Below are 24,465 nucleotides of genomic sequence, written 5' to 3' on the forward strand. Positions count from 1 at the left end.
CTTTATATGGATTCCAACAGCTGTTGTATGGAACCAAAGGATTTTATGTAATTGGGGAGGTCGTCCTCCGTTAGTTCTTGGACCTGATGTCCCAAAACATAGAGCCTTGAACCTTCTGGGAGATCCATTACTTCCGAGAATCTGGAAAAATAGGCATCCAAATCGCTCTTGGTCGGAGCTACCGTAAAATAAGAGATAAAGTCAATTTTGTGGTAATACTTCGCAAGGTCCACCAAACTCTCTATTGGCATGCTCTGTCCCAAATAAATGGATTTGTACCCCCTATTGACAATTTCGTAGTTGATGTACAACAGACCGAGTTCATGGATTTCATTTTCAGGAAGAAAAAGCGCAAAGACCTGATCGTCCCTCGAGGGTTTCTCAATCTGAAGCGTTTCGGTATTACTGTATATTTTTTGTTTTATGAGGTTGCTGATAAAATGTTCGTGGGCCGGACTAATAGTGTCCGTCTGCCACAGAAGTCCCAATTCGTTTAGGAATGGGATAAAGACCTCATTGAATATTTCACTGAACGTTTTAGTGGACAGCAGGGTGTCATACGTCTTTAAAAAGAGGGCTTGATCAAAATTGAGCATGGCCATTTTTAGATGGTTGATCACATGGTCTTTGTCTCTGTCCTTTAAAGTGATGTCCCTCACTAAATCCGGAATCTGTGATTCATCCAGTTTGGCAATCTTGGAGATTTTATACCCGTGATTATAGAGTAAGGTTACATTTAGCAACTTCTGCAGGTTTACAATATCATAAGTCCTGATATTGGTATCGGTACGCTCAGGAGAGAACAGTTTATATCTTTTTTCCCAAATGCGGATGGTATGGGCCTTTATTCCCGAAAGGTTTTCCATGTCGCGGATGCTGAAAGATTTCTTTACGTTGTTCATCTTTTATTAAAAAACATTAAACAAATTTACAATTTTGACCGAGATGACCTACTTTTTTATCGTAAAATTTAGGAAAGAAATATGAATAAGATGGAGTTTTTGGAAAAAGAGAAGAAGTTTGGATGGTGGATAATGTGGTTCGATAAAGCCAAACCAATATCCTATATCCCTAATTATAGTCCAATAAAATCGATGTATTATTGAGGGATAAGTTGTACCTGTTTTTTAAACTCTGCTGTGTTATCGACGGACAAAGCTAAATTTCGATACTTCTTTTTTTGGCCATAAAGCCCTATCAATTCGTTCTCCTTTTTCAATCGGATAATAAGATTATGACTTTCCAGTTCTCCCAGAACCGATAATTTCCGGGTTTCTTTGTCCAATACAATGTCCTTAGAGGTAATTTCAATAGCATCGATGTCTTCAAGGTCAATGACCGTTTCCGCCATGATACCATAGCGAAGAAACAAACGATTTCCCTCAATAGAGCTGGGTCTTTTAAGCATGGATTTTAAAAATCCAAAAATCTGAATACCGGAATAAATACTTAAAAAAGTTACTGTATAGGCTGCAATGGTATTCCATTTGGCCAGCAGCATATGAAGGACAACCGTCTCAATGGAAACAATACATATAATGGCAATGAACAGGGCTATACTACCACTCTCTTTATAATGTGAGAATTCATTCTTCTTTAGTGCCCTTTTCCTCCAATATACAAATCCATAGTAAAAAACTGCCATTTCCATTACAACTGGCATTACCACCATTTTTGGAAGTATTTTTTGGCAGGTGCTCTTTAATGTGGTAAAAAAGTCAAAGGATTCTTTTCTATCCAGTTTAAACTGTTGGATGGCATTTCTAATATGATAACCTATGTAGAACAACACCAAAATTTCTACCACTGGGAGTGCCCAAGTTTTAACTAGGCCAAGGTAGTACTGATTTTCAAGGGGGAGAATAAGGGAACAAACTATAATTCCGAATATGAAAAAAGGAACAATGGTGGTTTTGGGGATAGTTGTTTTTCTAATGAGTAAAAAATAAACCAGAGGAGCGGTCAATACCAAATCCAGTGTTATCCCTATGGCCATGCTATCAGGATGGAGTATAAAGGCGGACGATTGGGCCAAGAATACCATCAACCCAATAATACATAAGGGTGTTCCAAAGATAATCAGTCCTTTTTGAAAATGTAAAGATCGATTCATTTCCAGTCTTTTATATAGTTGTGGTCATGGTTCTATCCATGATATACAAGGTAAGTAGAATGGATGGGAAATGAATGGAATACAGTAGAAAATACATGGGAGTTCGGGTTATAAAAACAAATCCCCAACAACATACTGTTGTTGGGGATTTTGGTGCCCACGACTGGAGTCGAACCAGCACGTCCTTACGAACACTACCCCCTCAAGGTAGCGTGTCTACCAATTCCACCACGTGGGCAGGCTTTTATGTTCAACGATTGTAACGGGGAATCGTTGAGGGGCACAAATATACTTCTTTTGTAAAAACCTCATCGCTACAAACTGCATTATCGTTTAGAAAATATGTCTTAATGCTATAGGTCCAGATTTCCGGCCAGTTGTTTTAGGATGATTTCGGATACTTTGGCCTGGAACTTGGCATTGCTGTGCCGTACTCGGGCATTGATGTAGTTCAATTGTGCCGTTCTGAATTCAATGGTGGGGATAATACCTATCCGATATTTTTCAACCGTGATATCCAAGTTCTCCTTGGCAATGCTTTCATTTTTTTCCTCCAATTCAATAAGGCTAATGTTGGTCAGGTAAGTTTGATAGGTGGTGCCTACCATGGCAATGAGCGATTGTTTTTGTTGGGCGATGGCAATCTCCGCATTTTCCACGGCCATCTTACCCAGTTTTTCATTACGGTTTTGGTTAAAACCATCAAAAAGGTTCAAGGTGGCCCCAAACCCATAGTTAAAGCCTCTGGAATCTGAGCTGGTGGTAAACCCCAAACTGGATTCCGTATGGCCAAAATTGTATCCCGTGGACACAAAAACCGAAGGATACCGTGATGCTTTTATCTGTTTCAGTTGCAGTTCGCTGATTCTTTTGTTGATGATTTCGGCTTGCAATTGGGGGTTTTCGGCGGCAACCCTGTTTTCCAGTTCTTCCAAGATCAAGGCTTGGTCCACAAAAATTTCGGGAGCGACCTGAAAATCAATTTTTAAATCCCGTGCCAATTGCTCGTTCAATTGAATCTTGGTATTCTTGTACAACTCCTGCTGACGTTGTATTTGGGTCTGGTCGGTATTCAGGTCCACTTGCGCATTGAGCACCTCCAATTTTGAGGCTTTTCCGATGGTAAAGCGGTTTTGGGCCAGTTCCACCCGTTGTTCGGATATGATCAAGGTGCTGTCCAAAGCGGACAATTGCTGTTGCTGTTGTACCAAATCGTAATAGGTGACCAGTACTTCGCCAACTTTGGTGAGGATGACCTGTTTTAGCTCGGCTTCCCCTAATTTTTGGGTTTCTTTGAGCTGTTCATGGTTGGCAAACATGCGGAACCCATCAAAGATGGTCCATTCCAAGGCCACTCCATAGTTGAGGTTCCTGTTTTTGGCATTGTCTAGTTCCACCTCGGTGCCATCCGATCGGACTTGGGACAAATTTTGTCTGCTATTGTTGTCGGAGATATTGGCATCTACTTGGGGAAGCATTCCCGCTTGTCCAGGACTGACCGAAAGTTCGTCCATCCTCAGGTCGTTTCGGGCCATTTTAACCTGATAGTTGTTTTCCAAAGCGATTTTCACCGCTTCATCCACGGTAAGAAGCTCTTGTGCCGTCCCTACAAAACAAACACCCAATCCAAATAAAAGGACATAAAATTTTAGACGAATCCCCATATTATGATGCTTCAAGAATTTTGAATTCTGGTCGAACGACCTTTTTCTTGGACCACATGAGATACAAAGCCGGAATCACAAATAAGGTGAGGACCAAGGAAAATAGAGTCCCACCAATGATTACGACCCCCATACCTGTTCTACTGGCCGATGCCGCACCCAATGAAAGGGCAATGGGCAAAGCTCCCAACGCAATGGTAAGACTCGTCATAAGGATGGGACGCAAACGCGATTCCGAAGCTCTCATGATGGCCTGCATTTTGGACAGTTCCTCTTCTTCCTGCAACTGATTGGCAAACTCCACAATAAGAATCCCGTTCTTGGTCACCAGTCCGATGAGCATAATGGTTCCAATCTGGCTGAAAATGTTCCACGTTTCCCCAAATAACCAGAGGGAGAACATGGCTCCCGCCACGGCCATGGGTACGGTTAGGATAATGATAAATGGGTCGATAAAGCTTTCAAACTGTGCTGCCAAAATCAAGAAAATCAATAAAAAGGCCAAACCAAAGGCAAAAATGGTATTGGAACTACTTTCCACAAAATCACGGGACTCTCCACCAAGGTCGGTGGTGAACGTTTCGTCCAATACACGGTCCTTGATGGTATTCATGGCATCAATGCCATCGCCAATACTCATACCTGGGGCCAAACTGGCGGAAACCGTGGCCGACATATATCGGTTGTTATGAAACAATTGAGGTGGACTACTGTGCTCTTCCGTGGTAACCAAATTGTCCAGTTGGATCAAAAGACCATCTTTACTTTTTACAAAAATGGAGGTGAGGTCCATAGGCTCATCACGATCCAATTTGTCAAACTGACCTATGACCTGATATTGTTTTCCGTTCATGAGGAAGTATCCGAACCGTTGTCCACTCAAGGACAACTGGAGGGTTTGGGCCACATCGCGTACAGATACCCCCAAGCTTTCCGCTTTTTCACGATCTATGGATACGTATAGCTCCGGTTTGTTGAATTTTAGATTGACATCCGAAAAAGAAAAGGTTGGGTCTTTTTCAACCTCGGCCATGAACTCAGGGATTTTCTCTTCAAGTTTTTCAAAGTTTTTCGCCTGGATGATAAATTGAATGGGTGGTCCACCGCGCCGGTTCACCGAAATGGTGGGGCGTTCGGAAACATTGGTTTTACCTCCAACAAAGACTTTGGCCCATTGGCCAAGATCATCCGCAATCTCTTTTTGGGAACGTTCCCGTTCACTGGGGTCCACAAGGGCAACGTTGGCACGACCACTATTTACAGAAGAGGTACCGAAACCAGGGGAGGTCAGTACCAAACTTACTTTCTTTTCTGGAATGGAATCGTTGATGAGCTCGGTGATACCCGTCATCAATTGGTCCATATATTCGTAGGACGACCCTTCAGGGGCGCTTACACTGAGTCGAACAAAATTACGATCGTCATAAGGTGCGGTCTCCTTCTGCAAAAGCGAATAGAACAGTACAATGAGTCCAATACAGCCAAACAATATGGGGAAACTGAGCCATTTTCGCTTCATGAATTGGCCCAATAGCTCCGCATAGGATTTGTTCATCGCCACAAAATATTTTTCCGTGACCTGATAGAACCGTGACCTACTTTGTTTTCCGGGCTTGGTCAAATAGGCATTCAACATGGGAGTTAGGGTCAAGGACACAAAGGCCGATACCAATACCGCAGCACCAAGGACCACCCCGAATTCCCGGAAGAGCCGTCCCACAAATCCTTCCAAAAAGATTACCGGCAAAAACACCGCGGCCAGGGTAATGGATATGGAGATGACCGCAAAAAAGATTTCTTTGGAACCCTTTATCGCCGCCTCAATGGGATTCATTCCTTCCTCCACTTTTTTATAGATGTTCTCGGTGACCACAATACCATCATCCACCACAAGTCCGGTGGCAAGCACAATGGCCAAAAGCGTCAAAACGTTTACGGAAAAACCGAACAGCCACATAAAAAAGAACGTGGCGATCAGCGAAACGGGAATGTCCAATAAAGGCCGAAGTGCCATGGACCAGTTCCTAAAGAATAGATAAATGACCAGGATAACCAGGACAATGGATATCAAAATCGTCTCGGCCACTTCGGTTACCGCTCTTCTGACAAATACGGTATCGTCTATGACCACGTTCAGCTTAAAATCCTTGGGAAGGTCCTTTTTCAGTCTTTCGTACTCCTCATAAAAGGCATCGGCGATTTCAAGATAGTTGGTCCCGGGTTGCGGCACCACGGCAATGGCTACCATGGGCTGCCCTGAATCGCTCATTTTGGTCTCCATGTTTTCCCCTTCCAGACTTGCTTTTCCAATATCCTTGAGCTGTACCAGTTTTTCGCCATCGGCAAGGATGATGATATTGTTGAATTCTTCTTCGGTATTGAGATTCCCCAAGGTCTTAACGGTCAACTCCGTGTTTTTACCAGTAAGTTTTCCCGAGGGGAGTTCCAAGTTTTGGGCCAATAGGGCACTTCTTACATCGGCCACGGTAAGGCCATAGGAGGCCAGTTTTAAGGGGTCTATCCACAAGCGCATGGCATAGCGGCGTTGTCCCCAGATCTGTACGCTACTTACCCCTGGAATGGTCTCTATACGCTGGGCAAGGACATTTTCGGCATAATCGGAAAGTTCCAGAATGTTCTTGTTGTCACTCTGTACCGTCATGGAAATGATGCGTTGTGCATCGGCATCGGCCTTGGATACCACGGGTGGCGCGTCCAAGTCTTCGGGAAGGCTTCGGACTGCTTGGGAAACCTTGTCCCGCACATCATTGGCGGCATCTTCCAGATTTTTGTCCAAATCAAACTCAATACTGATGGAACTGGAACCTTGCACACTGGATGAGGTGATGTTCCGTATCCCATCAATGGAATTGATGGCCTTTTCCAAAGGCTCCGTGATCTGTGATTCAATGATGTCCGCATTGGCCCCTGAATAACTGGTCCGTACCGATACCATGGCAGGGTCTATGGATGGAAATTCCCGAACCCCCAAAAATGTATAGCCAATGATTCCGAACAGAATGATGGAAATGTTCATCACAATGGTCAGGATGGGCCGTTTGATGCTTATCGTGGAAAGGTTCATTGCGCCGCGGTCAAGGGTTCAAACTCTTCTAAAACAACCTCTACGGGAGCTCCGTCCTTCAAGGCCATTACCCCATAGGTCAAAACGGTGTCCCCGGGATGGAGATTGGAAAGCACCTGTACCGCTTTTCCGGTACGCGAACCGGTCTCCACATCAATTTCCTTGGCTTTTCCGTCTTTAAGCACAAAAATCTTCTTTCCGTTCTGTACGGGAATCAAGGATTCTGATGGCACCAACAAGGCATCGTCCAAAGTCTCCAAGGGAAGGCTTACATTGGCATAGGCCCCTGGGTAAAGTTTCCTGTTCCTGTTGTCCATTTTTGCCCGCATTCTAAGGGTTCTGGTGGCAATGTCCACCTCTGGGTCAATGGCGTATATGGTAGCGTTGTATTCTTCCCTGGAATCCGATGTGGTAAAGGAAAGTACTGTGCCCACGCTTACTTGGGAAGCATATTTTTCGGGAATGGAAAATGTGATCTTCAACTCGTCCGTATTCACCAATTTGGCTATAGTGGTCGATGGCGTTACATAGGTCCCTTTAGATATGGAACGTAATCCGATGGTTCCTGAAAAAGGTGCTCTTACCGTGGTTTTTGATAACTGTGCGGCAATGAGTTCCGATTCGGCATTGGCCGATTGGAAGTCTGCACTGGCGATGTCGTATTCCTCTTGGCTTATGGCCTGTTTCTCCAAGAGCAGTTTGGCTCTTCTTTCGTTTTCAGAGGCCAGTTTCTTTGCGGTTTGCGCTTTGGAAAGCTGGGCTTGAAGTTCAATGTCATTTACCTTGAACAGTACCTGTCCTTGGGATACCTTGCTTCCCTCCTTGAAGTTGATACTTTCCACCACGCCGGAAATTTCACTGCGTAGGTCTATCTGTTCATTGGCTTCCAAAGTACCGGAAAGCGATATATTATCTTTAAAGGTCTTGGGTCTTAAAACCATTCCTTTCACCGTAGTGATTGCGGGACCACTTGGAGCTGATTTTTGGACACTGTTGTTGGACTTGATTCTGTAGGCTATGAGGGCGCCCAATCCAACAACAAAAAGGGCATAAACAATATGTTTCGTCTTCATGAATATCGATGTATGGCAAATACCACAAAAGCCCATGATCGGGCTTGTCCAAAGATAGCCCTAATGGCCTAATCTGTAGAAAGGTAAAAAGTTAAATGTCCTATTTTTCTGTAAACGTCTTAATACCTCGGGCCAACGACGGAAACCCACCCCTTAACCGTAAAAATCCCCTATTTGAGGATAGGTGTCGAGAATGCTTTGGATACCCTTGATTTCCTTTCAAATCCCCATGGAATGGGGGTTTTGGACCTGTTCCATCAAAAAATGGGGAAAATGTTATTTTTTTTCCAAAAGAAATAAATGCCCTGAAAAGTTCATAATTTTGCACATCCTATTTTATAATGTAACGGTAAAACCGAAATGAAGACCTCCCTCGCCCTAGCTTTTTATGCAATTTCCCTAACCTTTGTTTTTGCTCAAGATGTACCACAAGATTCCTTAAACACTTTACAGGAGGTGGTGCTTATAGAGCAAGGAATAGAGAAAAGGGCTGTGGGCATAACCCCGTCCAGTTCCATTGGGATAAAGGAAATAGAAAAGTTTGGTCCGTTGGACATTGCCTCTTCCATCAATCAAGTTTCTGGAGTGTACCTGCTCTCGGGAGCATTGAATACCAACAGGATTACCATACGGGGGGTAGGAGCGCGTACACCTTATGGTACGGATAAGCTTCGTTTATACTTTAACAATATCCCGGTCACCAACGGAACGGGTTTTTCAACCATTGAGGCCTATGACTTGGAAAATGTTGGGGCAGTTGAAATCATAAAAGGCCCCAAGGGGTCCACTTTTGGGACCAATTTGGGAGGAGCGATCATTCTCAATACCAAAGCTCCGGAGGTGGGCAAGACATTTTTGACGAATTCCCTAACTGTGGGTTCGTATGAGATGTTCAAGAACAATCTGGCGTTTCGGCATTCCGAAAAAAACTTCAACTTGAGTCTCAGCTATAATCATTTGAAAACGGAGGGGTATCGACAGAACAACCAGTTTGAAAGGGATGGCATTTTACTTACTTCATCCGTAGTGTTGGGAGGCAAGAGCAAGTTGGATTTTATGCTCAATTATATAGATTACACGGCTGGAATCCCCAGTTCCATCAACCAAACCGATTTTGAAGAAAACCCCACCAATGCAGATGGCAACTGGTTGGCGGCACAAGGTTTTGAGGCCAACAAATATACCTTGACCGGGGTTACGCATACCTATGAATTCAATCCGGGTCTAAGGAACAGGACAAGCCTTTTTTACACCTATTTGGATCACTATGAACCCCGCCCGTTCAATATCTTGGATGAGTTTACCAACGGATTTGGCCTCAGGTCGGTCTTTGATGGAAAGTTCCTCTCCGGCCATTTTACCTTGGGAACCGAAATTTATAATGATGAATACCACTGGGGCACTTTTGAGAATCTGTTCCGGGACAATGAGGGTGTTGGAAGTGTTCAGGGAGATAGGCTGAGCAACAATACGGAGTTTAGAAGGCAGTTGAATCTTTTTGGGACTTTTGAACTTCCCTTGGACAAGAATTTGACGGCGCAGGTTGGATTGAACCTCAATAAGACCAAATACGATTTTAGGGATCTGTTCAACAGTGGGGAGGCCAATACATCGGCCGATCGTGATTTTGATGCTATCCTATCACCAAGCTTGGAACTTCAGTACAAATTGGACCAAGGGTTTGTATATGCCAATGTGAGCAGGGGATTTTCCAATCCTGGATTGGAGGAAACCTTGACGCCCGAAGGGGTTATCAATCCTGATATTGCCCAAGAAAAGGGGATAAGCTATGAGCTTGGAGGTCAATTTGGACTGTTCAACGACGCCTTGCAACTTTCGGCCAACCTCTATACCATGCGGATCAAGGATCTTTTAGTGGCCCAACGGGTGGGAGAAGACCAATATATAGGGAAGAATGCGGGTAAGACCCGTCACCAAGGCTTGGAGTTGGATGCGAGGTATGCCATTTCGGTCACCAATACATTTTTGTTAACCCCTTATTTGAGCTACACGCTGAACGATCACAGTTTTATTGATTTTGTTGATGGCGATAACGATTACAGTGGAAACCCATTGACAGGCGTGCCAAAACATAGGCTCAGCTCCGGGTTGGATATGGTTCATGATAGTGGGGTTTCCCTTAACATATCGCATCAGTACGTGGATGATATTCCACTAACGGATGCCAATAGCTTGTCCAGTGAGTCCTATAATGTGTTCAGTCTTTCTTCCAAATATGCCGTTCCCATGGGCAAGAATTTCAAATTGGGCTTAAATGCAGGGGTAAACAATGTATTTGATACCAATTACGCTGGGTCTGTATTGATCAATGCAGTGGGTTTTGGTGGAAACCTGCCCCGCTATTACTATCCTGCCAATGGTAGGAATTACTACGGTAAAATAGGGGTTACCTATCTATTTTAACCCTAGAGGGCATAAAATGTATAGGTAATGGTCCAGGTGAATACCTCGCCGGGGTCCGCTTTTACATTAATGTATGGTTGGGGGCAAATAGTTTGTGGTGCCGACCAAACGGCTAAGGACGATATGGGTTGATCACAGGTGATTCGCACCCCGATTCCAGCGTCGTGGTTTTCCAGTCTGATGTCATAATCCTTTGGGTCATTGGGGTCAAAACCAAAAGCCGGACGAATCTGTGCAAAGTCATCAACAAGTGCTTTGGTGAACACTACTTTGTTGTCCTCGATTTTGGCATAATCCCCTAGACCGGTCTCCTCTGGTGAAGAAGCATAAGGCACACCATCCTTATCGGTTAGGGTAAACGGAAAAGTTACGGAATAGCCTGGGCCAATGGAAAGATTGTCTATCACAAAAAAATTATGGTTGTTCACCAAACTCTCAATAGGCAGTTTTCCTGTGTTTTTAAATCGATGTTGCAGTACCAGCTGAGGCTTTCCTTTGGTCAGTTTCACCTTTTTTTCATAGCTATACGAATAGCTGTCAGAGGTTATCTCATGACGGAACGTAACGGCATTGGATCGCACCTTTACTTTTCTTTTGCCATGATCGATAATATCATAGGTCTTGGAAAATGAGTGCTTGTCCCCGTCATCCTTTTTGAGCAGACCTACCCCGATCTTCAAAAATGCTTCACCCGTAGTGGCTTTTTCAAAACCTACTGCCTTAAAATCTTCTACTGGTCCCATAATGGCATCGTGCGATAAGGGGTCATAACCCTGGAACCATTTGCCAAAATAGGTGTGGTCCTTGTATTCCAACTTGGGAATGATTCCCGCCCAGTCGAATCGGGAGGCGCGGTAATACCCCTTGTCCTTATCTGGGAGATATAGGGTTGCGGAGACATCACCATTGCTTATTTCTACTTGGGGTACTTGTTGTTGGGCCCATCCGAAGGTGGTGAGCAATCCAAGGAAGCATACAATTCGTTTGCTATTTTTCATTTGATGGAATGTGGGTTTGAACTCTAAAATAAGGTAAAAGCAAAACAATTTTGATGCGTTGGCATTGGGTTGTTACGGATGATTCGTTTTCTGGGACTTTTGTTCCAAAAATCAACCAAACCTTTTTTAGGACGGTATCGCCATAAGAGGAATGTTCTTTTCTCGATTTATAACAAAAAAGCAATGGATTTTACGATGTACATGTTGTATTTTTCAGTTTTAATAGGTGTTTGCAACAATGGCAAGGCCAAAATATTCCCAGAACAGCATGAACCCAAAAAGTAAAGCCCTTTCAAAAAATCTGTATAGGTTTACGATAATCATCCTTGTCACCACCATTTGTTTATTGGGGTGTAGGCAAAATAATTCCGCAGGGGATAAGACCGAAGTGACTGCATTTGTTGGGGCAAACATCATTGATGGAACGGGAGCCGAAACCATCAAGGGAGGTGTTCTTTTGGTGGAGCAGGGTAAAATTATAGGAATAGGAACAAAGGAGTCCATTACAGTTCCCGCAGGAGCTTCAATTGTGGAGGTGAACGGAAAGACCATAATACCTGGGATTATTGATGCCCATTGCCATGTGGGTTTGGCCAATGGCCTGCAGACGGGGTATAGCGGAGAAAATGTGGTGAAACATCTAAATACCTATGCAAGGTATGGGATTACCACCTTGGTTTCCCTAGGGGACGGAACAGAGATTTCGGCAGAACTTCGGAACAAGCAAAACGTGCCGACCTTGAATAGGTCCAGACTTTTTATAGCAGGAGAGGTTATCTCTGGGGACACCAAGGGAGATGTCAGGGAAATCATTGATCATAACGATTCGCTCAAAGTGGATTTTATGAAGATACGGGTAGATGATGTCCTCGGCACCTCACCAAAAATGACCGAAGACATTTATAAAGCGGTAATTGAGTATTCCCATGAATTGGGGTATCGGGTGGCCTCGCATATTTTTTATCTGGAAGATGCCAAAAATGTATTGCGGGCAGGTACCGATTACATAGCGCATAGCGTTCGGGATACACTGGTGGATGAGGAATTTATCACATTGATGAAAGAAAACAAGGTGTATTATTCCCCAACTTTGATGCGGGAAGTGTCCACCTTTGTCTTTGGGGGTGAACCCGATTATTTTACCGATCCCTTTTTTACCAAGGAGGTGAATGCTGCCACCATTGCGGAATTACGTAATCCGGAACGTATGGAAAGTATTGCCAAGAGTGCCAGTGCCCAAGCATATAAGGCAGCGCTGCCCACGGCCATGAAAAACCTGAAGCGGCTATCGGATGCGGGAGTCACTATTGTCATGGGGACGGATAGTGGACCTGCAGGTCGATTCCCCGGGTATTTTGAACATTTGGAAATGGAAATGATGGTAGATGCCGGCATGTCGCCCATGGAAGTGATCATGGCATCCACGGCGAATACGGCCAAGGTGATGAAATTGGAAGGCGTTGGTTCCTTGGAACAGGGCAAATGGGCAGATTTTATAGTTCTGGACAAAAACCCGTTGGAAGACATATCCAATACAAGGACTATTTCCTCCGTTTGGATTGCGGGAAATAAGGTGTCGGATAAGAAGTAACCATTTTACACCTGAGGAATTTTAAAGAGGATGCTGTTCCACTAACTCCAGTCTTTTCACAATGGTATTTTTTTTCAGGAGGGTACCTGGGGACAAAACCGCATTGGCACCTATTCGGGAATTATCACCCACCAAAGCCCCAAATTTTTTGACCCCAGTTGGAATGATTTCGCCTTCAAAATTTAATACAATCTCCTTATCGTTTCTTTCATTGTAGTGGTTGGCTGCTATGGAGCCTGCTTCAAAATTCACATTTGAACCAATGATGCTGTTCCCAACATAATTTAAATGGGCAATGGCAGTGTTTGAGAATATGAGGCTACCCTTGATTTCAGTGGAAGGCCCAATTTTTACCGACCGATCTAAAAAGACCCCTTCCCTAAAATAGGCATGGGCCCCTATATGACAATTTTCCATAACGATGGTGGGATGTTTAAAAGTGACCCCTTGTTCCACAATGGACGATTTATGGATGGCCACATCGTTTTCAATCTCAAAATCTGTTCCAAGCAACGGTAAAATATCAAGGATGATTTCTTTTAAGTTCGTTGTGACCTCCCAGGGTGAGGTAAATTTTTTTAAACGGTCATAAAAAGGAATATCAGCAATAAAATCCCGAATGTCTATCATGAATATTGAAGATTTAAGGAAATGACATTTTCTTTGTTTGGATACTGGAGAGGTATTTTTAGTATACCAAATGTAGATGCCCAGTACCCTTGTCTTTGCTAATTTAACGTATAAATTCCAATTTGTCCATGTAGGTTTTCATACCTTTGAAGCCTACATGGGGTGTCCTGGAGAACAGGGCTGAGATTATACCCGGAAGTTGACCACTTCGCACCTGATCCAGATCATGCTGGCGTAGGGATTTTGGCAAACGTGCTTTGCGCGTGTTCCATTAGGGGTTCCCATGGTTTGTTTGGATAATGGATAACCCGGTTAAATGGAATTACTTTCACAACTTACTTTATTGCAATGGGTGGGAACAGGCTTTGGTGTGGTCCAAGTCCTTTTGGCCCGTCAGAACAATATCCATAACTATCTGTTTGGCATCGTTGCCATTTTGATCAGTATGTGGGTGTTGTATCAATCCAAATTGTATGCAGATATCTTGTTGAACCTGTACTATCTGGTCATGAGTATCTACGGCTGGTTCTATTGGAAAATGGGAAAGCAAAAACAGGAAACCCCAATTTCGTATTCCACCAAAAATGAGCATGGGATTGCCATGGGAATTGTTGTGGGCTGTTTTGTGTTGATGGCCTATTGGCTGGGGCAACATACCGATTCGGATGTTCCGTACTGGGATGCCATGGTCTGTGCCTTTGCATGGGCCGGAATGTGGCTCATGGCCAAACGAAAGATTGAAAACTGGATATACTTGAACATCAGCAACCTGATATCCATCCCACTATTGATCTATAAAGGATTGTACATCTATGCAGGTTTAACGGCCTTTTTGTTCATCGTGGCCGTATCGGGTTATATCAAATGGAGAAAAATACTTGCAGATGAAATTGAAGGACAACATGCAAAGGCTTAGGGAGCTCTGCTTTGGAAAGGAAGAACTCCCCAAAGAGGTTTTGGAAGGAATTTCCAAGGAAAACCTATGGAACTTATGGGTGCCCAAGTCGTATGGTGGATTGGAATTGAGCTTGACCGATGGATTGAAAACGTTAAGACATCTGGCCCAAGTGGATGGGAGCTTGGGGTGGACCGTGACCCTGTGCTCCGGGGCGAATTTCTTTATTGGGAACTTGCCCAAGGAAACGGCTGATGAACTATTCAACAACCCAAAAGAACCCGTTTGTTTTGGGGGTAGTGGGGGAGTGTTTGGCACAGCCGAGAGAAAAGGGGACGGATACATTATTAACGGAATCTGGAAATATGCCACGGGTGCCCCCTATCTTACCCATTTTACCCTGAGTGCAAAAATCCAAGAAGAGGGAAAGGATGTGCTCAATGAAGCGGGTGAGACCATGGTACGTTGTTTTGTTTTGGACCGAAAGGATGTAAAGGTCATTAAGGATTGGAATACCATGGGGTTGAAGGCGACCGCTACCCATTCCTTTGAAGTATCTTCCAAATGGGTAGATGAAAAGTATAGCTTTGTCTATAACCAATGGTACCATCCACAGAACATCTTTAAAATCCCTTTTGGGATATTTGCCGATTTGACCCTTTGGGTCAATTATGTAGGTATGGCAGCCCATTATATGGAAGAAGCCGAAATGGTATTGGGGCCGAATGAAATGTTGGAGAAATTGAAAGAAGTTGTGTCCCGGTCAGATGAAAAAATAGGTGGTTGGGCAAAACGGACCGAAGATAACATCAATTTGGAAGATGGGTTCCCGGAAGATTGGATTCGTGAAGTTCATAGTGAAGCTTCAGCTTCGGTTAAGACCATTTCGGAATGCATGATGGAGGTCTACCCTTTGTTGGGGATTAGAGGGTGCAGTAATAGGCACCAATTGAACCATGTGTTCAAAGATTATTTTACGGCCACCCAACACCATATTTTCAGTACCAAAGTGGTGTAAGGGTAAAAATGGCGTAATTTTTAAGGGAAATGAGTCTTTTGGACCAAAATTTAAAATGCAAAAGAGCCAAAAAAACAAAATCCTGTAAGTCTTTCAACGTACAGGATTTTTTGGAAGTGACCTGACTGGGGCTCGAACCCAGGACCCTCTCCTTAAAAGGGAGATGCTCTACCAACTGAGCTATCAGGTCAAAATTTCAATGCTTGGCTGTCTCGCTAAGCGGGTGCAAATATAACATCAATAATCTATTTTCCAAAAGTGAATTAATGATAAATTTGTGTTTTTTTGAAATCGTATTTAAATCGGATGTATGAGAATAGTTTTGATGGGGTATATGGCAAGTGGTAAGTCCTCCGTTGGAAGGTTGTTGGCCAGGGATTTACAGATGGAATTTGTGGATCTGGACGATTATATTGAAGGGGAGCAACAAAAATCTGTGAAATCCATTTTTTCGGAGCACGGAGAGATTTTTTTTAGAAAATTGGAACACAAGATGCTTTCCCAAGTACTGGATGGGAAGGAGAACTTGGTACTGTCCACTGGAGGGGGAACACCATGTTATTCCGGAAATATGGATACTATTTTGGAAAAATCGGATCATTCCATTTATCTACAGTTGTCCATACCCGCCTTGGTGGAACGACTTAAAAAAGAAAAGGAGCAGAGACCCTTGGTGAGGAATATAGAAGATGCCGATTTGCCCGAGTTTGTTGGAAAACACCTTTTTGAAAGGAGGACGTACTACGCGCAGGCGAAGCATATTGTGGCATGCGATGGGAAGAACCTGGATGAGGTGGTTGCCGAAATCAAAGGACTACTCTAAGTAGACGATATCGTTTTTGGGTTTGAACTCCACTTTGATGTGTTCATTCAAGGAGGTAGAAAGTGAAATTCCCTTAAAATCGGCCTTAATAGGATATTTTTTATGGTTCCTATTGACCAGCACGGCAGTTTTTAACTGTTTAATGGGGGTTTTCAAAAAATGGTGCACACCATAGATCAAGGTGGTACCGGAGTTGAGGACATCATCCACCAAAACAATGGATTTATTCTTATAGTCATCTTCCGGAATTGAGGTTTCCACACCACTTTTCAAGGGATTCTTCTTATCCATGCTCACCTTGCAGAGTACAATCTGTGCCTCCGTGATTTTTTTAAGGATGGTCACTATCTTTTTGGCAAAATCGTTCCCTCCTCCATTTACGCCTGCCACTACAATCTCCTTTTCATCCACATTGGTCTCATAGATTTGGTAGGCAATCCGTTTAGCGATATGCTGAATCTGATCGTGGGTAAGAATGTGGTTTTTCATGAAATGGATTAATTCATTCAAAGATATGAAAACAGACTATTCGGACTCATCCAAATAATCATCAATATCCCTTCTGTCCTTTTTGGTAGGGCGTCCCAATCCCTTTTTTCGGTAGTGGGTCTTGGCAAAGCTGAGCAATTCGTTGTGCTCAAAAGCTTCCTTGGGCGTGGTATCCTTTCGGTAAATGTCCACCAATTTGGCCCCGACCCTGCTTTCCGGGATGTCCAAAACGGTAAGTTGATAGTCTATTTGATTTTTCCGAAGCACAATTTTGTCCATGGGGAATACCTCCCTGGAAGGTTTCACCGCACTGCCATTTACCTTGACCTGGCCTTTTTTAACAGCCGTGGAGGCAACGTTCCGTGTTTTGTAGTATCTAATGCACCAAAGGTACTTGTCTATCCGCATGATCTCTGCAAATCTTTGTTAACGCACTGAGCAAAAATAGCGGAAAATTGTATCTTGCGCAGCTAAATGACACACTTGATGAGATACGGGATTTTGGTTTCTTTATTTTTAACATTTGCTTTTTTCTCATGCAAAAAGGATGATGATGGGGTTGAGACGGTTCCGCCAAGGGACTTGTCCGAAGTAGCCTTGGAGGATGACGATGAGATAAAAGAATATTTACAGACCCATTTCTATAATTATGAAGAGTTTGAAAATCCACCGGCAGGTTTTGACTACAAAGTCAAGGTAGATACCATTGCCGGGGACAATTCAGATAAGACCCCAATTTCGGAATCCCCGCTCTTAAAATCCGCAACGGCCACCGTATCGGCTTCTGAGTTCGGTATTTCTGATGGTGATGAGGATATTGTGCATACCTATTACTATCTGGTGGCCAGGGAAGGTGAAGGGGAGCATCCCACTGTAGCCGATTCCACCTATGTGTTATATGAAGGCTATAGATTGGATGGTACTTTATTCGATAGTGCGATCAGCAGCGGGACTTGGTTTGATCTGCAAGGGACCATAAGTACTGCCGGAGCCATTAAAGGGTTTCAGTTTGGGTTGACCCATTTTAAATCCGGAGACGGTATAATTGATAATCCTGATGGAACTTTTGAAGTCCAGGGGTTTGGTTCAGGAATGATTATCATGCCTTCTGGATTGGCCTATTTTAGTAGCGCCCAAGTAGGAGAGAGTTATGCACCCATTATATTCAATATTAATTTATTGGTGGTGAATACCGCCGATCATGATGGGGACGGTGTGCCAAGTATTGAAGAGGATAGGAATGGAAACAAGAATTTATTTGATGATGATACGGATGAGGATAATGCCCCCAACTATTTGGATGGTGATGATGATGGTGATGGTGTCTCTACAAGAAGTGAGATAACCGATGAAAATGGGGCGATTATTATACCATACCCAGACGCAGATAATGACGGTATCCCGGATTATTTAGACCCCGATACCAATTAGGAAAAAGATATAAAATAAAAAGGGCCCGTCATTGACGGGCCCTTTTTTGTGGAATCAAATTTCCCCTATAATTTTAAGGATAGCGCAAAGATGACCTGTGAAGGTCTCGAGTCTACCCTACCAGATATGTCCGTAATGTTATCACCGATAAACTCAGCCTCNGGGCCCTTTTTTGTGGAATCAAATTTCCCCTATAATTTTAAGGATAGCGCAAAGATGACCTGTGAAGGTCTCGAGTCTACCCTACCAGATATGTCCGTAATGTTATCACCGATAAACTCAGCCTCGTTCTTGGAGAACCCACGCTCATAGCGTACATCCAAACCAACTTTTCCCAAATTGACGCCTACACCGGTATTGAGACCAACCGTAAAGTCGTTCTGGACATCCTCCACCTCAAGGTCTCCCAAATCGTTTTTAAGGGTATACTGGAATGCAGGTCCCGCGAAAATGTGCAAAGGGCCAATGATTTTGTACCCCAATAGTACGGGTAGATCTAATTTTGAGATGTCATAGTCTTGGGAATCACCGTCCACCTCATAGCTACTTTTGGTTTTGGAGTATACCAATTCGGGCCTAAGATAAATCTTTGGGAAATCCAATTTTCCCCAGAAGCCCACATGGTAACCCGCCTTTCCTTCGCCGCCATCCACGATGTCCTGTCCGGAATCGCCAACAGAGCTTATCAAATCCCCGTTCTTGTTGTAGCTTAAACCTGCTTTAATACCAAATCCTGAACCGCTTTGGGCAATTGCGGCAGACCCCAATAGGGCCATTGCTGCCACTAGAAGTGTTTTTTTCATAAGTATTTCGTTTTAATGGATTGAAGAATATCACACAAAAGTGATACCGAAAATTATTTTCGCTTCAATACCCTTAAAACGGCAGCCTCAATGGCTTTATTGTTCAACCCGTATTTCTCCATGAGTTGGTCCGGGGTGCCACTTTCCCCAAAAGTATCTTGGGTGGCCACAAACTCTTGAGGTGTGGGAAGGTGTGTGCCCAATACCCTGGAAACACTTTCGCCAAGACCTCCCAAAAAGTTGTGTTCCTCCGCGGTGACCACACATCCCGTTTTCTTGACGGAAGCCAAAATAGCGGCATCATCCAAAGGTTTGATAGTGTGTATGTTGATCACTTCAGCGGAGATACCTTGTTTTTCCAAACTTTCCGCAGCCAAAAGGGATTCCCAAACCAAATGTCCGGTGGCAATGATGGTCACATCGGTACCTTCATTGAGCATGAGGGCCTTGCCAATTTCAAACTTTTGGTCCACAGGGGTAAAGTTGGCCACTTTGGGTCTTCCAAAGCGAAGGTAAACAGGACCGTCGTGTTCGGCAATGGCAATGGTGGCGGCTTTGGTCTGGTTAAAGTCGCAAGGGTTGATCACCGTCATGCCCGGCAACATTTTCATAAGACCGATATCTTCCAAAATCTGGTGGGTAGCACCATCTTCACCCAAGGTAAGCCCTGCGTGCGATGCACAGATTTTCACATTTTTACCCGAATAGGCTATGGATTGACGAATTTGGTCATACACCCTGCCTGTGGCAAAATTGGCAAAGGTGGAGGCAAATGGAATCTTTCCGCCAATGGTCAATCCAGCGGCCATGCCCATCATGTTGGCCTCTGCAATCCCTACTTGAAAGAAACGCTCGGGATTCTCCTCAATAAAGGTTTCAATTTTCAATGAACCTATCAAATCGGCACAAAGCGCCACTACATTGGGGTTGGTTCTGCCCAATTCTGTCATTCCTGCTCCGTATCCGCTTCGTGTATCTTGTTTTCCTTGATCTGTATATTTTGTCATCTTGTGAGGTCTTCAGAATTAATAATCGCCTAAGGTTTCAGGGTTTTGTGCCAATGCGGTGGCCAATTGCTCATCATTGGGAGCTTTTCCGTGCCAGGCATGGGTGTGCATCATAAAATCTACGCCATTGCCCATCTCGGTGGTCATGACAATACATACCGGCTTCCCTTTTCCGGTTCTACTTTTGGCTTCTTTGAGTCCAGCAATGACCTGTTCCAAATCGTTGCCGTTTTCAATCTCCATCACATCCCATCCAAACACCTTGAATTTTTCAGCAACATCGCCCAAGGGCAATACGTCTTCGGTAGACCCATCAATTTGTTGTCCATTTCGGTCAACGGTGGCAATCAGGTTGTCCACTTTATTCCCTGCGGCATACATAATGGCCTCCCAGTTTTGACCTTCTTGAAGTTCACCGTCTCCATGTAGGCTATACACCAAATGGTCATCGCCATTGAGTTTTTTGGCCAACGCAGCTCCAATGGCCACGGACATCCCTTGACCCAATGAACCCGAAGCTACACGCACACCGGGCAGCCCCTCATGGGTAGTGGGGTGTCCTTGTAGGCGTGAATCCAGCAATCGGAACGTGTTTAGTTCATCAATAGGGAAATAGCCCCTTCGTGCCAGTACACTATAAAATACAGGAGAAATATGTCCATTGGATAAAAAGAAGAGATCTTCCCCGATTCCATCCATATCAAATCCTTCCTTGAGGTCCATAATTTCGTTGTACAGAGCAACAAAAAACTCGGTACAGCCCAAAGAGCCTCCCGGGTGTCCGGAATTTACCTTGTGGACCATTCGTAAAATGTCCCTTCGTACTTGGGTCACTAAATCCTGTAATTCTTGTGTATTTGGCATTAGTATAAATTTAAAGCCCAAAAGTAACCGCATTCATTGGGCTAAACAAGTGGAAATGGAAGATTTAATCAAAGACTTTGCACACAAACTTTATTTTTTTGTTAAGGAACGGGGAAAATGAGTTGGCTATATTTGCGGTCTTAAACAAATGCATTGAAATTTACCTTAGTACAAAAGGATACCAAAAGTAAGGCCAGGGCCGGGGAAATGACCACGGACCACGGTACCATCCAGACCCCTATTTTTATGCCGGTGGGCACAGTGGCCTCCGTAAAAGGGGTGCACCAACGGGAATTGACGGATGAGATCAATCCCGATATTATTTTGGGAAACACCTATCATCTATACTTGAGACCGGGGACCAGTATTTTGCAACAAGCTGGGGGACTGCACAAATTTATGGGGTGGGAACGCCCTATTTTAACAGATAGTGGGGGGTATCAGGTCTATTCACTTTCGGATAATCGAAAGATCAAGGAAGAAGGGGTCAAGTTTAAATCGCACATTGATGGTTCCCATCATGTCTTTACCCCCGAAAATGTGATGGAGATACAACGGACCATAGGGGCGGATATCATCATGGCTTTTGACGAATGTACCCCATACCCGTGCGATTACAATTATGCCAAACGATCCATGCATATGACCCATAGGTGGTTGGATCGTTGTATGGCACATCTGGAAAAGCTTCCGTATACCTATGATTATACCCAAACCTTTTTTCCTATTGTCCAAGGTTCCACCTATAAAGATTTGAGAAAACAATCCGCAGAGTATATTGCTTCCGTAGGGGCAGAAGGGAATGCCATTGGAGGTCTATCGGTAGGGGAACCTGCTGAGGAAATGTACGAAATGGCCGAGCTGGTCTGTGATATCTTGCCGGAAGACAAACCACGCTATCTCATGGGAGTGGGAACACCTATTAATATTTTGGAGAATATTGCCTTGGGTGTGGATATGTTCGATTGTGTAATGCCTACCCGGAATGCCCGAAATGGGATGTTGTTCACGGCGCACGGGACCATCAATATCAAGAACAAAAAGTGGGAAAATGATTTTTCACCCATTGATGAGATGGACATCACTTTTGTGGACACCGAATATTCCAAGGCGTATTTACGACATTTGTTTGCCGCCAATGAGTATTTGGGCAAGCAGATAGCCACCATTCATAACCTTGGTTTTTATTTGTGGTTGGTGCGAACCGCAAGAGAACGTATTTTAGCAGGGGATTTCCTGGAATGGAAAAACCAGATGGTACAACAAATGGATAAAAGACTGTAATGCTCACCATACTTGACAGGTACATCTTAAAGCGTTATTTGGTCACCTTTTTGGGGATGCTGATGCTTTTTGTTCCCATTGGTATCATGGCAAATTTGGCGGAAAAGATCGGCAAGATCATAGACAATGAGGCCCCTTTAAGTGAGGTAATCGTGTTCTATGGCAACTTTACCTTGGTGATTGGGAATTTGCTGCTACCTGTGTTTTTGTTCCTCTCCATCATATTCTTTACCTCAAAACTGGCCAGTAATACGGAGATTGTGGCCATTTTAAGCTCTGGGGTGTCTTATGGCCGTTTTTTGAGGCCCTACTTGATTGGGGCCACCTTGGTGGCCATCCTTATATTTATGATGGGAATGTTCATTGTGCCCCATGCCAGTATCGGCTTCAATGAGTTTGAATACAAATACTTTAAAAAGGGTAGGCAGGACCGGGTCACGGACAATATCTACAATCAGCTCAATGAAAATGATTACATCTATGTGAGCAGTTTTGACCCCAACCGTAAAATAGGGTACAACTTTACGTATGAGCATTTTGATTCCATAAAACAACTGGACTATAAAATTTCGGCAAGCAATATCAGATGGGTGGAAAATGACAGTTTATACCGATTGACCAATTACACCAAACGAAAATTGCGCAATGGGGTGGAACTTATAGAGACCAAAAGGAGGTTGGACACCCTGTTCACCTTCAAACTGGACGACCTTACCCCGGTATCCTATGTAGCGGAGACCAAGAACCTATTTGAGCTCAATGACTTTATAGAAGATCAGAAGAGTAAAGGAGCGTCCAACGTAAATGCCTATGTCTTGGTCAAATATAAAAGATGGGCCTTGCCTATTGCGGCCTTTATCCTAACGATAATAGCGGTAGCGGTTTCCTCGGTAAAACGCAGAGGGGGAATGGGGCTTAATTTGGCCTTTGGTATTGGGGTGGCCTTTGTGTATATATTCTTCGACAAGGTTTTTGGCACCTTGGCGGAGCAATCAGGTTTTTCTCCGTTGTTGGCCGTGATCATCCCCAATCTCATTTTTGGGATTTTTGCGGTTTATATGCTCATGAAAGCCAAGCGATAATTTTAGAAATGGACGTATTTGTCTAACGTTAAATGAGTTGGATGATTTCTTCAAGTAATGCATAAAGTTTTATATTTGTCCCCACTATTTTTAAGAATCGAACTTCCATGGAGTATTTAGATTTTGAACTTCCGATCAAAGAACTTGAAGACCAACTTCAAAAATGTATGGTGATTGGAGAAGAAAGTGACGTTGATGTAACGGAAACCTGCTCACAGATTGAAAAGAAATTACAAGAGACCCGAAAGGATATCTATAAGAATTTGACCGCTTGGCAGCGGGTGCAACTATCCAGACATCCCAATAGGCCATATACCATGGACTATATCAATGCCATTTGTGGGGATACGTTCTTGGAGCTTCATGGCGATAGAAATGTAAAGGATGACAAGGCCATGGTTGGAGGATTGGGCAAAATAGGTGATCAAACCTATATGTTCATCGGCCAGCAAAAGGGGTATAACACCAAGACCCGGCAATACCGAAATTTTGGTATGGCCAATCCGGAAGGATACCGTAAAGCGTTGCGATTGATGAAATCTGCAGAGAAATTTGGTATTCCCGTGGTCACTTTTATTGATACCCCCGGTGCCTATCCAGGTTTGGAAGCCGAAGAAAGGGGACAGGGTGAAGCCATTGCAAGAAATATTCTTGAAATGACACGGCTTCAAGTACCCATCATCTGTATCGTCATTGGAGAAGGAGCGTCGGGTGGCGCCTTGGGTATTGGAGTGGGCGATAAAGTGTTGATGCTGGAGAACGCTTGGTACTCCGTAATCTCTCCTGAAAACTGCTCTTCCATTTTGTGGAGAAGCTGGGAATACAAGGAAAAGGCGGCGGAAGCCCTTAAACTGACCGCTTCGGACAGTAAAAAAATCAAGGTCATTGACGAAATCATCAAGGAACCCCTTGGCGGTGCACACGCCAACAGGGAAAAGACCTTTGAAACGGTCAAGAACAAAATTTCCTCCCATTACGAAGAACTCAAAAAGTTATCACCAAAACAGCTTATAAAAACCCGAATGGACAAATACGCCGAAATGGGGGTTTTCAATGGCTAATTCTCGTTTTTCAAAGGCTAACTTTTTTTATTAGGTTTTTTCCTCCGATTTTTTTGCGTTATTAACAGGCAACGCGAGTTATTAACATTAACTTTGTTCATTACCTGTGGAAATCGCATTACGTAAAATT

21 protein-coding genes and 2 tRNA genes are annotated in these 24,465 nt (G+C 43.8%); 9 read left to right on the forward strand and 14 right to left on the reverse strand.

The window, feature by feature from the left end; all coding sequences use genetic code 11:
- Nucleotides 1-2 precede the first annotated feature (2 nt).
- The 6 genes from ACPD8L_RS17035 to ACPD8L_RS17060 all read right to left on the reverse strand — a co-directional run bounded on the left by ACPD8L_RS17035 (nucleotide 3) and on the right by ACPD8L_RS17060 (nucleotide 7,935).
- Nucleotides 3-902, reverse strand: a complete 900-nt coding sequence (locus ACPD8L_RS17035) for a MerR family transcriptional regulator (protein ID WP_116219420.1) — start codon at nucleotides 900-902, stop codon at nucleotides 3-5.
- Nucleotides 903-1,099: 197 nt separating this feature from the next.
- Nucleotides 1,100-2,113 (reverse strand): hypothetical protein, encoded by a 1,014-nt coding sequence (locus tag ACPD8L_RS17040; RefSeq protein WP_421808962.1) that lies wholly within the window; start codon nucleotides 2,111-2,113, stop codon nucleotides 1,100-1,102.
- A gap of 151 nt (nucleotides 2,114-2,264) precedes the next feature.
- Nucleotides 2,265-2,351, reverse strand: a tRNA-Leu gene (locus ACPD8L_RS17045).
- A gap of 115 nt (nucleotides 2,352-2,466) precedes the next feature.
- Nucleotides 2,467-3,777: a TolC family protein gene (locus ACPD8L_RS17050; RefSeq protein WP_423944887.1), complete on the reverse strand. Its 1,311-nt coding sequence runs from the start codon at nucleotides 3,775-3,777 to the stop codon at nucleotides 2,467-2,469.
- Nucleotide 3,778: 1 nt separating this feature from the next.
- A complete protein-coding gene (locus ACPD8L_RS17055; protein WP_423944837.1) occupies nucleotides 3,779-6,862 on the reverse strand; it encodes an efflux RND transporter permease subunit in 3,084 nt (1,027 codons plus the stop codon).
- Nucleotides 6,859-7,935, reverse strand: a complete 1,077-nt coding sequence (locus ACPD8L_RS17060; protein ID WP_423944839.1) for an efflux RND transporter periplasmic adaptor subunit — start codon at nucleotides 7,933-7,935, stop codon at nucleotides 6,859-6,861. Before ACPD8L_RS17060 ends, ACPD8L_RS17055 begins: the two co-directional genes overlap by 4 nt.
- A 360-nt stretch (nucleotides 7,936-8,295) precedes the next feature.
- On the opposite strand from ACPD8L_RS17060, the gene ACPD8L_RS17065 reads away from it, so the two are divergent.
- The gene (locus tag ACPD8L_RS17065) at nucleotides 8,296-10,359 is read left to right on the forward strand and encodes a TonB-dependent receptor family protein (protein WP_423944842.1); all 2,064 of its coding nucleotides are present in this window, start codon (nucleotides 8,296-8,298) and stop codon (nucleotides 10,357-10,359) included.
- A gap of 2 nt (nucleotides 10,360-10,361) precedes the next feature.
- On the opposite strand, the gene ACPD8L_RS17070 is transcribed toward ACPD8L_RS17065, so the two are convergent.
- On the reverse strand, nucleotides 10,362-11,357 hold the full coding sequence (locus ACPD8L_RS17070; protein WP_423944845.1) for a hypothetical protein: 996 nt from the start codon (nucleotides 11,355-11,357) through the stop codon (nucleotides 10,362-10,364).
- A gap of 268 nt (nucleotides 11,358-11,625) precedes the next feature.
- Here ACPD8L_RS17070 and ACPD8L_RS17075 point away from each other — a divergent pair, with 268 nt between their 5' ends.
- Nucleotides 11,626-12,948, forward strand: coding sequence for an amidohydrolase family protein (locus ACPD8L_RS17075; protein WP_423944848.1), 1,323 nt, complete (start codon nucleotides 11,626-11,628; stop codon nucleotides 12,946-12,948).
- Nucleotides 12,949-12,969: 21 nt separating this feature from the next.
- Here ACPD8L_RS17075 and ACPD8L_RS17080 read toward each other — a convergent pair whose 3' ends face one another.
- Nucleotides 12,970-13,578 carry an LbetaH domain-containing protein gene (locus ACPD8L_RS17080; protein ID WP_423944851.1) on the reverse strand — a complete coding sequence of 203 codons (609 nt, stop codon included), beginning with the start codon at nucleotides 13,576-13,578 and terminating at the stop codon, nucleotides 12,970-12,972.
- 316 nt (nucleotides 13,579-13,894) lie between these two features.
- Here ACPD8L_RS17080 and pnuC point away from each other — a divergent pair, with 316 nt between their 5' ends.
- Nucleotides 13,895-14,494, forward strand: coding sequence for a nicotinamide riboside transporter PnuC (gene pnuC, locus ACPD8L_RS17085; protein ID WP_423944854.1), 600 nt, complete (start codon nucleotides 13,895-13,897; stop codon nucleotides 14,492-14,494).
- Entirely contained in the window at nucleotides 14,463-15,491 is a 1,029-nt protein-coding gene (locus ACPD8L_RS17090; RefSeq protein WP_423944856.1) for an acyl-CoA dehydrogenase family protein, read from the forward strand. The genes pnuC and ACPD8L_RS17090 overlap by 32 nt, the downstream gene beginning before the upstream one ends.
- A gap of 117 nt (nucleotides 15,492-15,608) precedes the next feature.
- On the opposite strand, the gene ACPD8L_RS17095 is transcribed toward ACPD8L_RS17090, so the two are convergent.
- A tRNA-Lys gene (locus ACPD8L_RS17095) sits at nucleotides 15,609-15,681 on the reverse strand.
- A gap of 120 nt (nucleotides 15,682-15,801) precedes the next feature.
- On the opposite strand from ACPD8L_RS17095, the gene ACPD8L_RS17100 reads away from it, so the two are divergent.
- Nucleotides 15,802-16,314 carry a shikimate kinase gene (locus tag ACPD8L_RS17100; RefSeq protein ID WP_421808971.1) on the forward strand — a complete coding sequence of 171 codons (513 nt, stop codon included), beginning with the start codon at nucleotides 15,802-15,804 and terminating at the stop codon, nucleotides 16,312-16,314.
- On the opposite strand, the gene ACPD8L_RS17105 is transcribed toward ACPD8L_RS17100, so the two are convergent.
- Nucleotides 16,306-16,803 carry a phosphoribosyltransferase family protein gene (locus tag ACPD8L_RS17105; RefSeq protein WP_129656189.1) on the reverse strand — a complete coding sequence of 166 codons (498 nt, stop codon included), beginning with the start codon at nucleotides 16,801-16,803 and terminating at the stop codon, nucleotides 16,306-16,308. The two genes, ACPD8L_RS17100 and ACPD8L_RS17105, sit on opposite strands and share 9 nt — an antisense overlap.
- A 36-nt stretch (nucleotides 16,804-16,839) precedes the next feature.
- The gene (locus ACPD8L_RS17110) at nucleotides 16,840-17,211 is read right to left on the reverse strand and encodes an RNA-binding S4 domain-containing protein (protein WP_421808972.1); all 372 of its coding nucleotides are present in this window, start codon (nucleotides 17,209-17,211) and stop codon (nucleotides 16,840-16,842) included.
- Nucleotides 17,212-17,289: 78 nt separating this feature from the next.
- Here ACPD8L_RS17110 and ACPD8L_RS17115 point away from each other — a divergent pair, with 78 nt between their 5' ends.
- Entirely contained in the window at nucleotides 17,290-18,234 is a 945-nt protein-coding gene (locus ACPD8L_RS17115) for an FKBP-type peptidyl-prolyl cis-trans isomerase (protein ID WP_423944860.1), read from the forward strand.
- A 191-nt stretch (nucleotides 18,235-18,425) separates the two neighbouring features.
- On the opposite strand, the gene ACPD8L_RS17120 is transcribed toward ACPD8L_RS17115, so the two are convergent.
- Genes ACPD8L_RS17120 through ACPD8L_RS17130 form a run of 3 tightly spaced genes read right to left on the reverse strand, consistent with a single transcriptional unit; the run spans nucleotide 18,426 to nucleotide 20,908 of the window.
- The gene (locus ACPD8L_RS17120; protein ID WP_116219434.1) at nucleotides 18,426-19,037 is read right to left on the reverse strand and encodes an outer membrane beta-barrel protein; all 612 of its coding nucleotides are present in this window, start codon (nucleotides 19,035-19,037) and stop codon (nucleotides 18,426-18,428) included.
- A 53-nt stretch (nucleotides 19,038-19,090) separates the two neighbouring features.
- Nucleotides 19,091-20,044 carry a transketolase family protein gene (locus tag ACPD8L_RS17125; protein ID WP_116219435.1) on the reverse strand — a complete coding sequence of 318 codons (954 nt, stop codon included), beginning with the start codon at nucleotides 20,042-20,044 and terminating at the stop codon, nucleotides 19,091-19,093.
- 18 nt (nucleotides 20,045-20,062) lie between these two features.
- Nucleotides 20,063-20,908: a transketolase gene (locus tag ACPD8L_RS17130; RefSeq protein WP_423944863.1), complete on the reverse strand. Its 846-nt coding sequence runs from the start codon at nucleotides 20,906-20,908 to the stop codon at nucleotides 20,063-20,065.
- A 153-nt stretch (nucleotides 20,909-21,061) separates the two neighbouring features.
- Between ACPD8L_RS17130 and tgt the strand changes: the two genes are divergently transcribed.
- The 3 genes from tgt (at nucleotide 21,062) to ACPD8L_RS17145 (ending at nucleotide 24,335) form a co-directional block, all read left to right on the forward strand.
- Nucleotides 21,062-22,192 carry a tRNA guanosine(34) transglycosylase Tgt gene (tgt, locus tag ACPD8L_RS17135; RefSeq protein ID WP_421808973.1) on the forward strand — a complete coding sequence of 377 codons (1,131 nt, stop codon included), beginning with the start codon at nucleotides 21,062-21,064 and terminating at the stop codon, nucleotides 22,190-22,192.
- Complete coding sequence (locus ACPD8L_RS17140) at nucleotides 22,192-23,274, forward strand: LptF/LptG family permease (protein ID WP_116219438.1); 1,083 nt, start codon at nucleotides 22,192-22,194, stop codon at nucleotides 23,272-23,274. Before tgt ends, ACPD8L_RS17140 begins: the two co-directional genes overlap by 1 nt.
- A 107-nt stretch (nucleotides 23,275-23,381) precedes the next feature.
- The gene (locus ACPD8L_RS17145; protein WP_116219439.1) at nucleotides 23,382-24,335 is read left to right on the forward strand and encodes an acetyl-CoA carboxylase carboxyltransferase subunit alpha; all 954 of its coding nucleotides are present in this window, start codon (nucleotides 23,382-23,384) and stop codon (nucleotides 24,333-24,335) included.
- Nucleotides 24,336-24,465 lie beyond the last annotated feature (130 nt).

It is taken from the genome of Flagellimonas algicida (assembly GCF_049629585.1).
Classification (GTDB): Bacteria; Bacteroidota; Bacteroidia; order Flavobacteriales; family Flavobacteriaceae; genus Flagellimonas.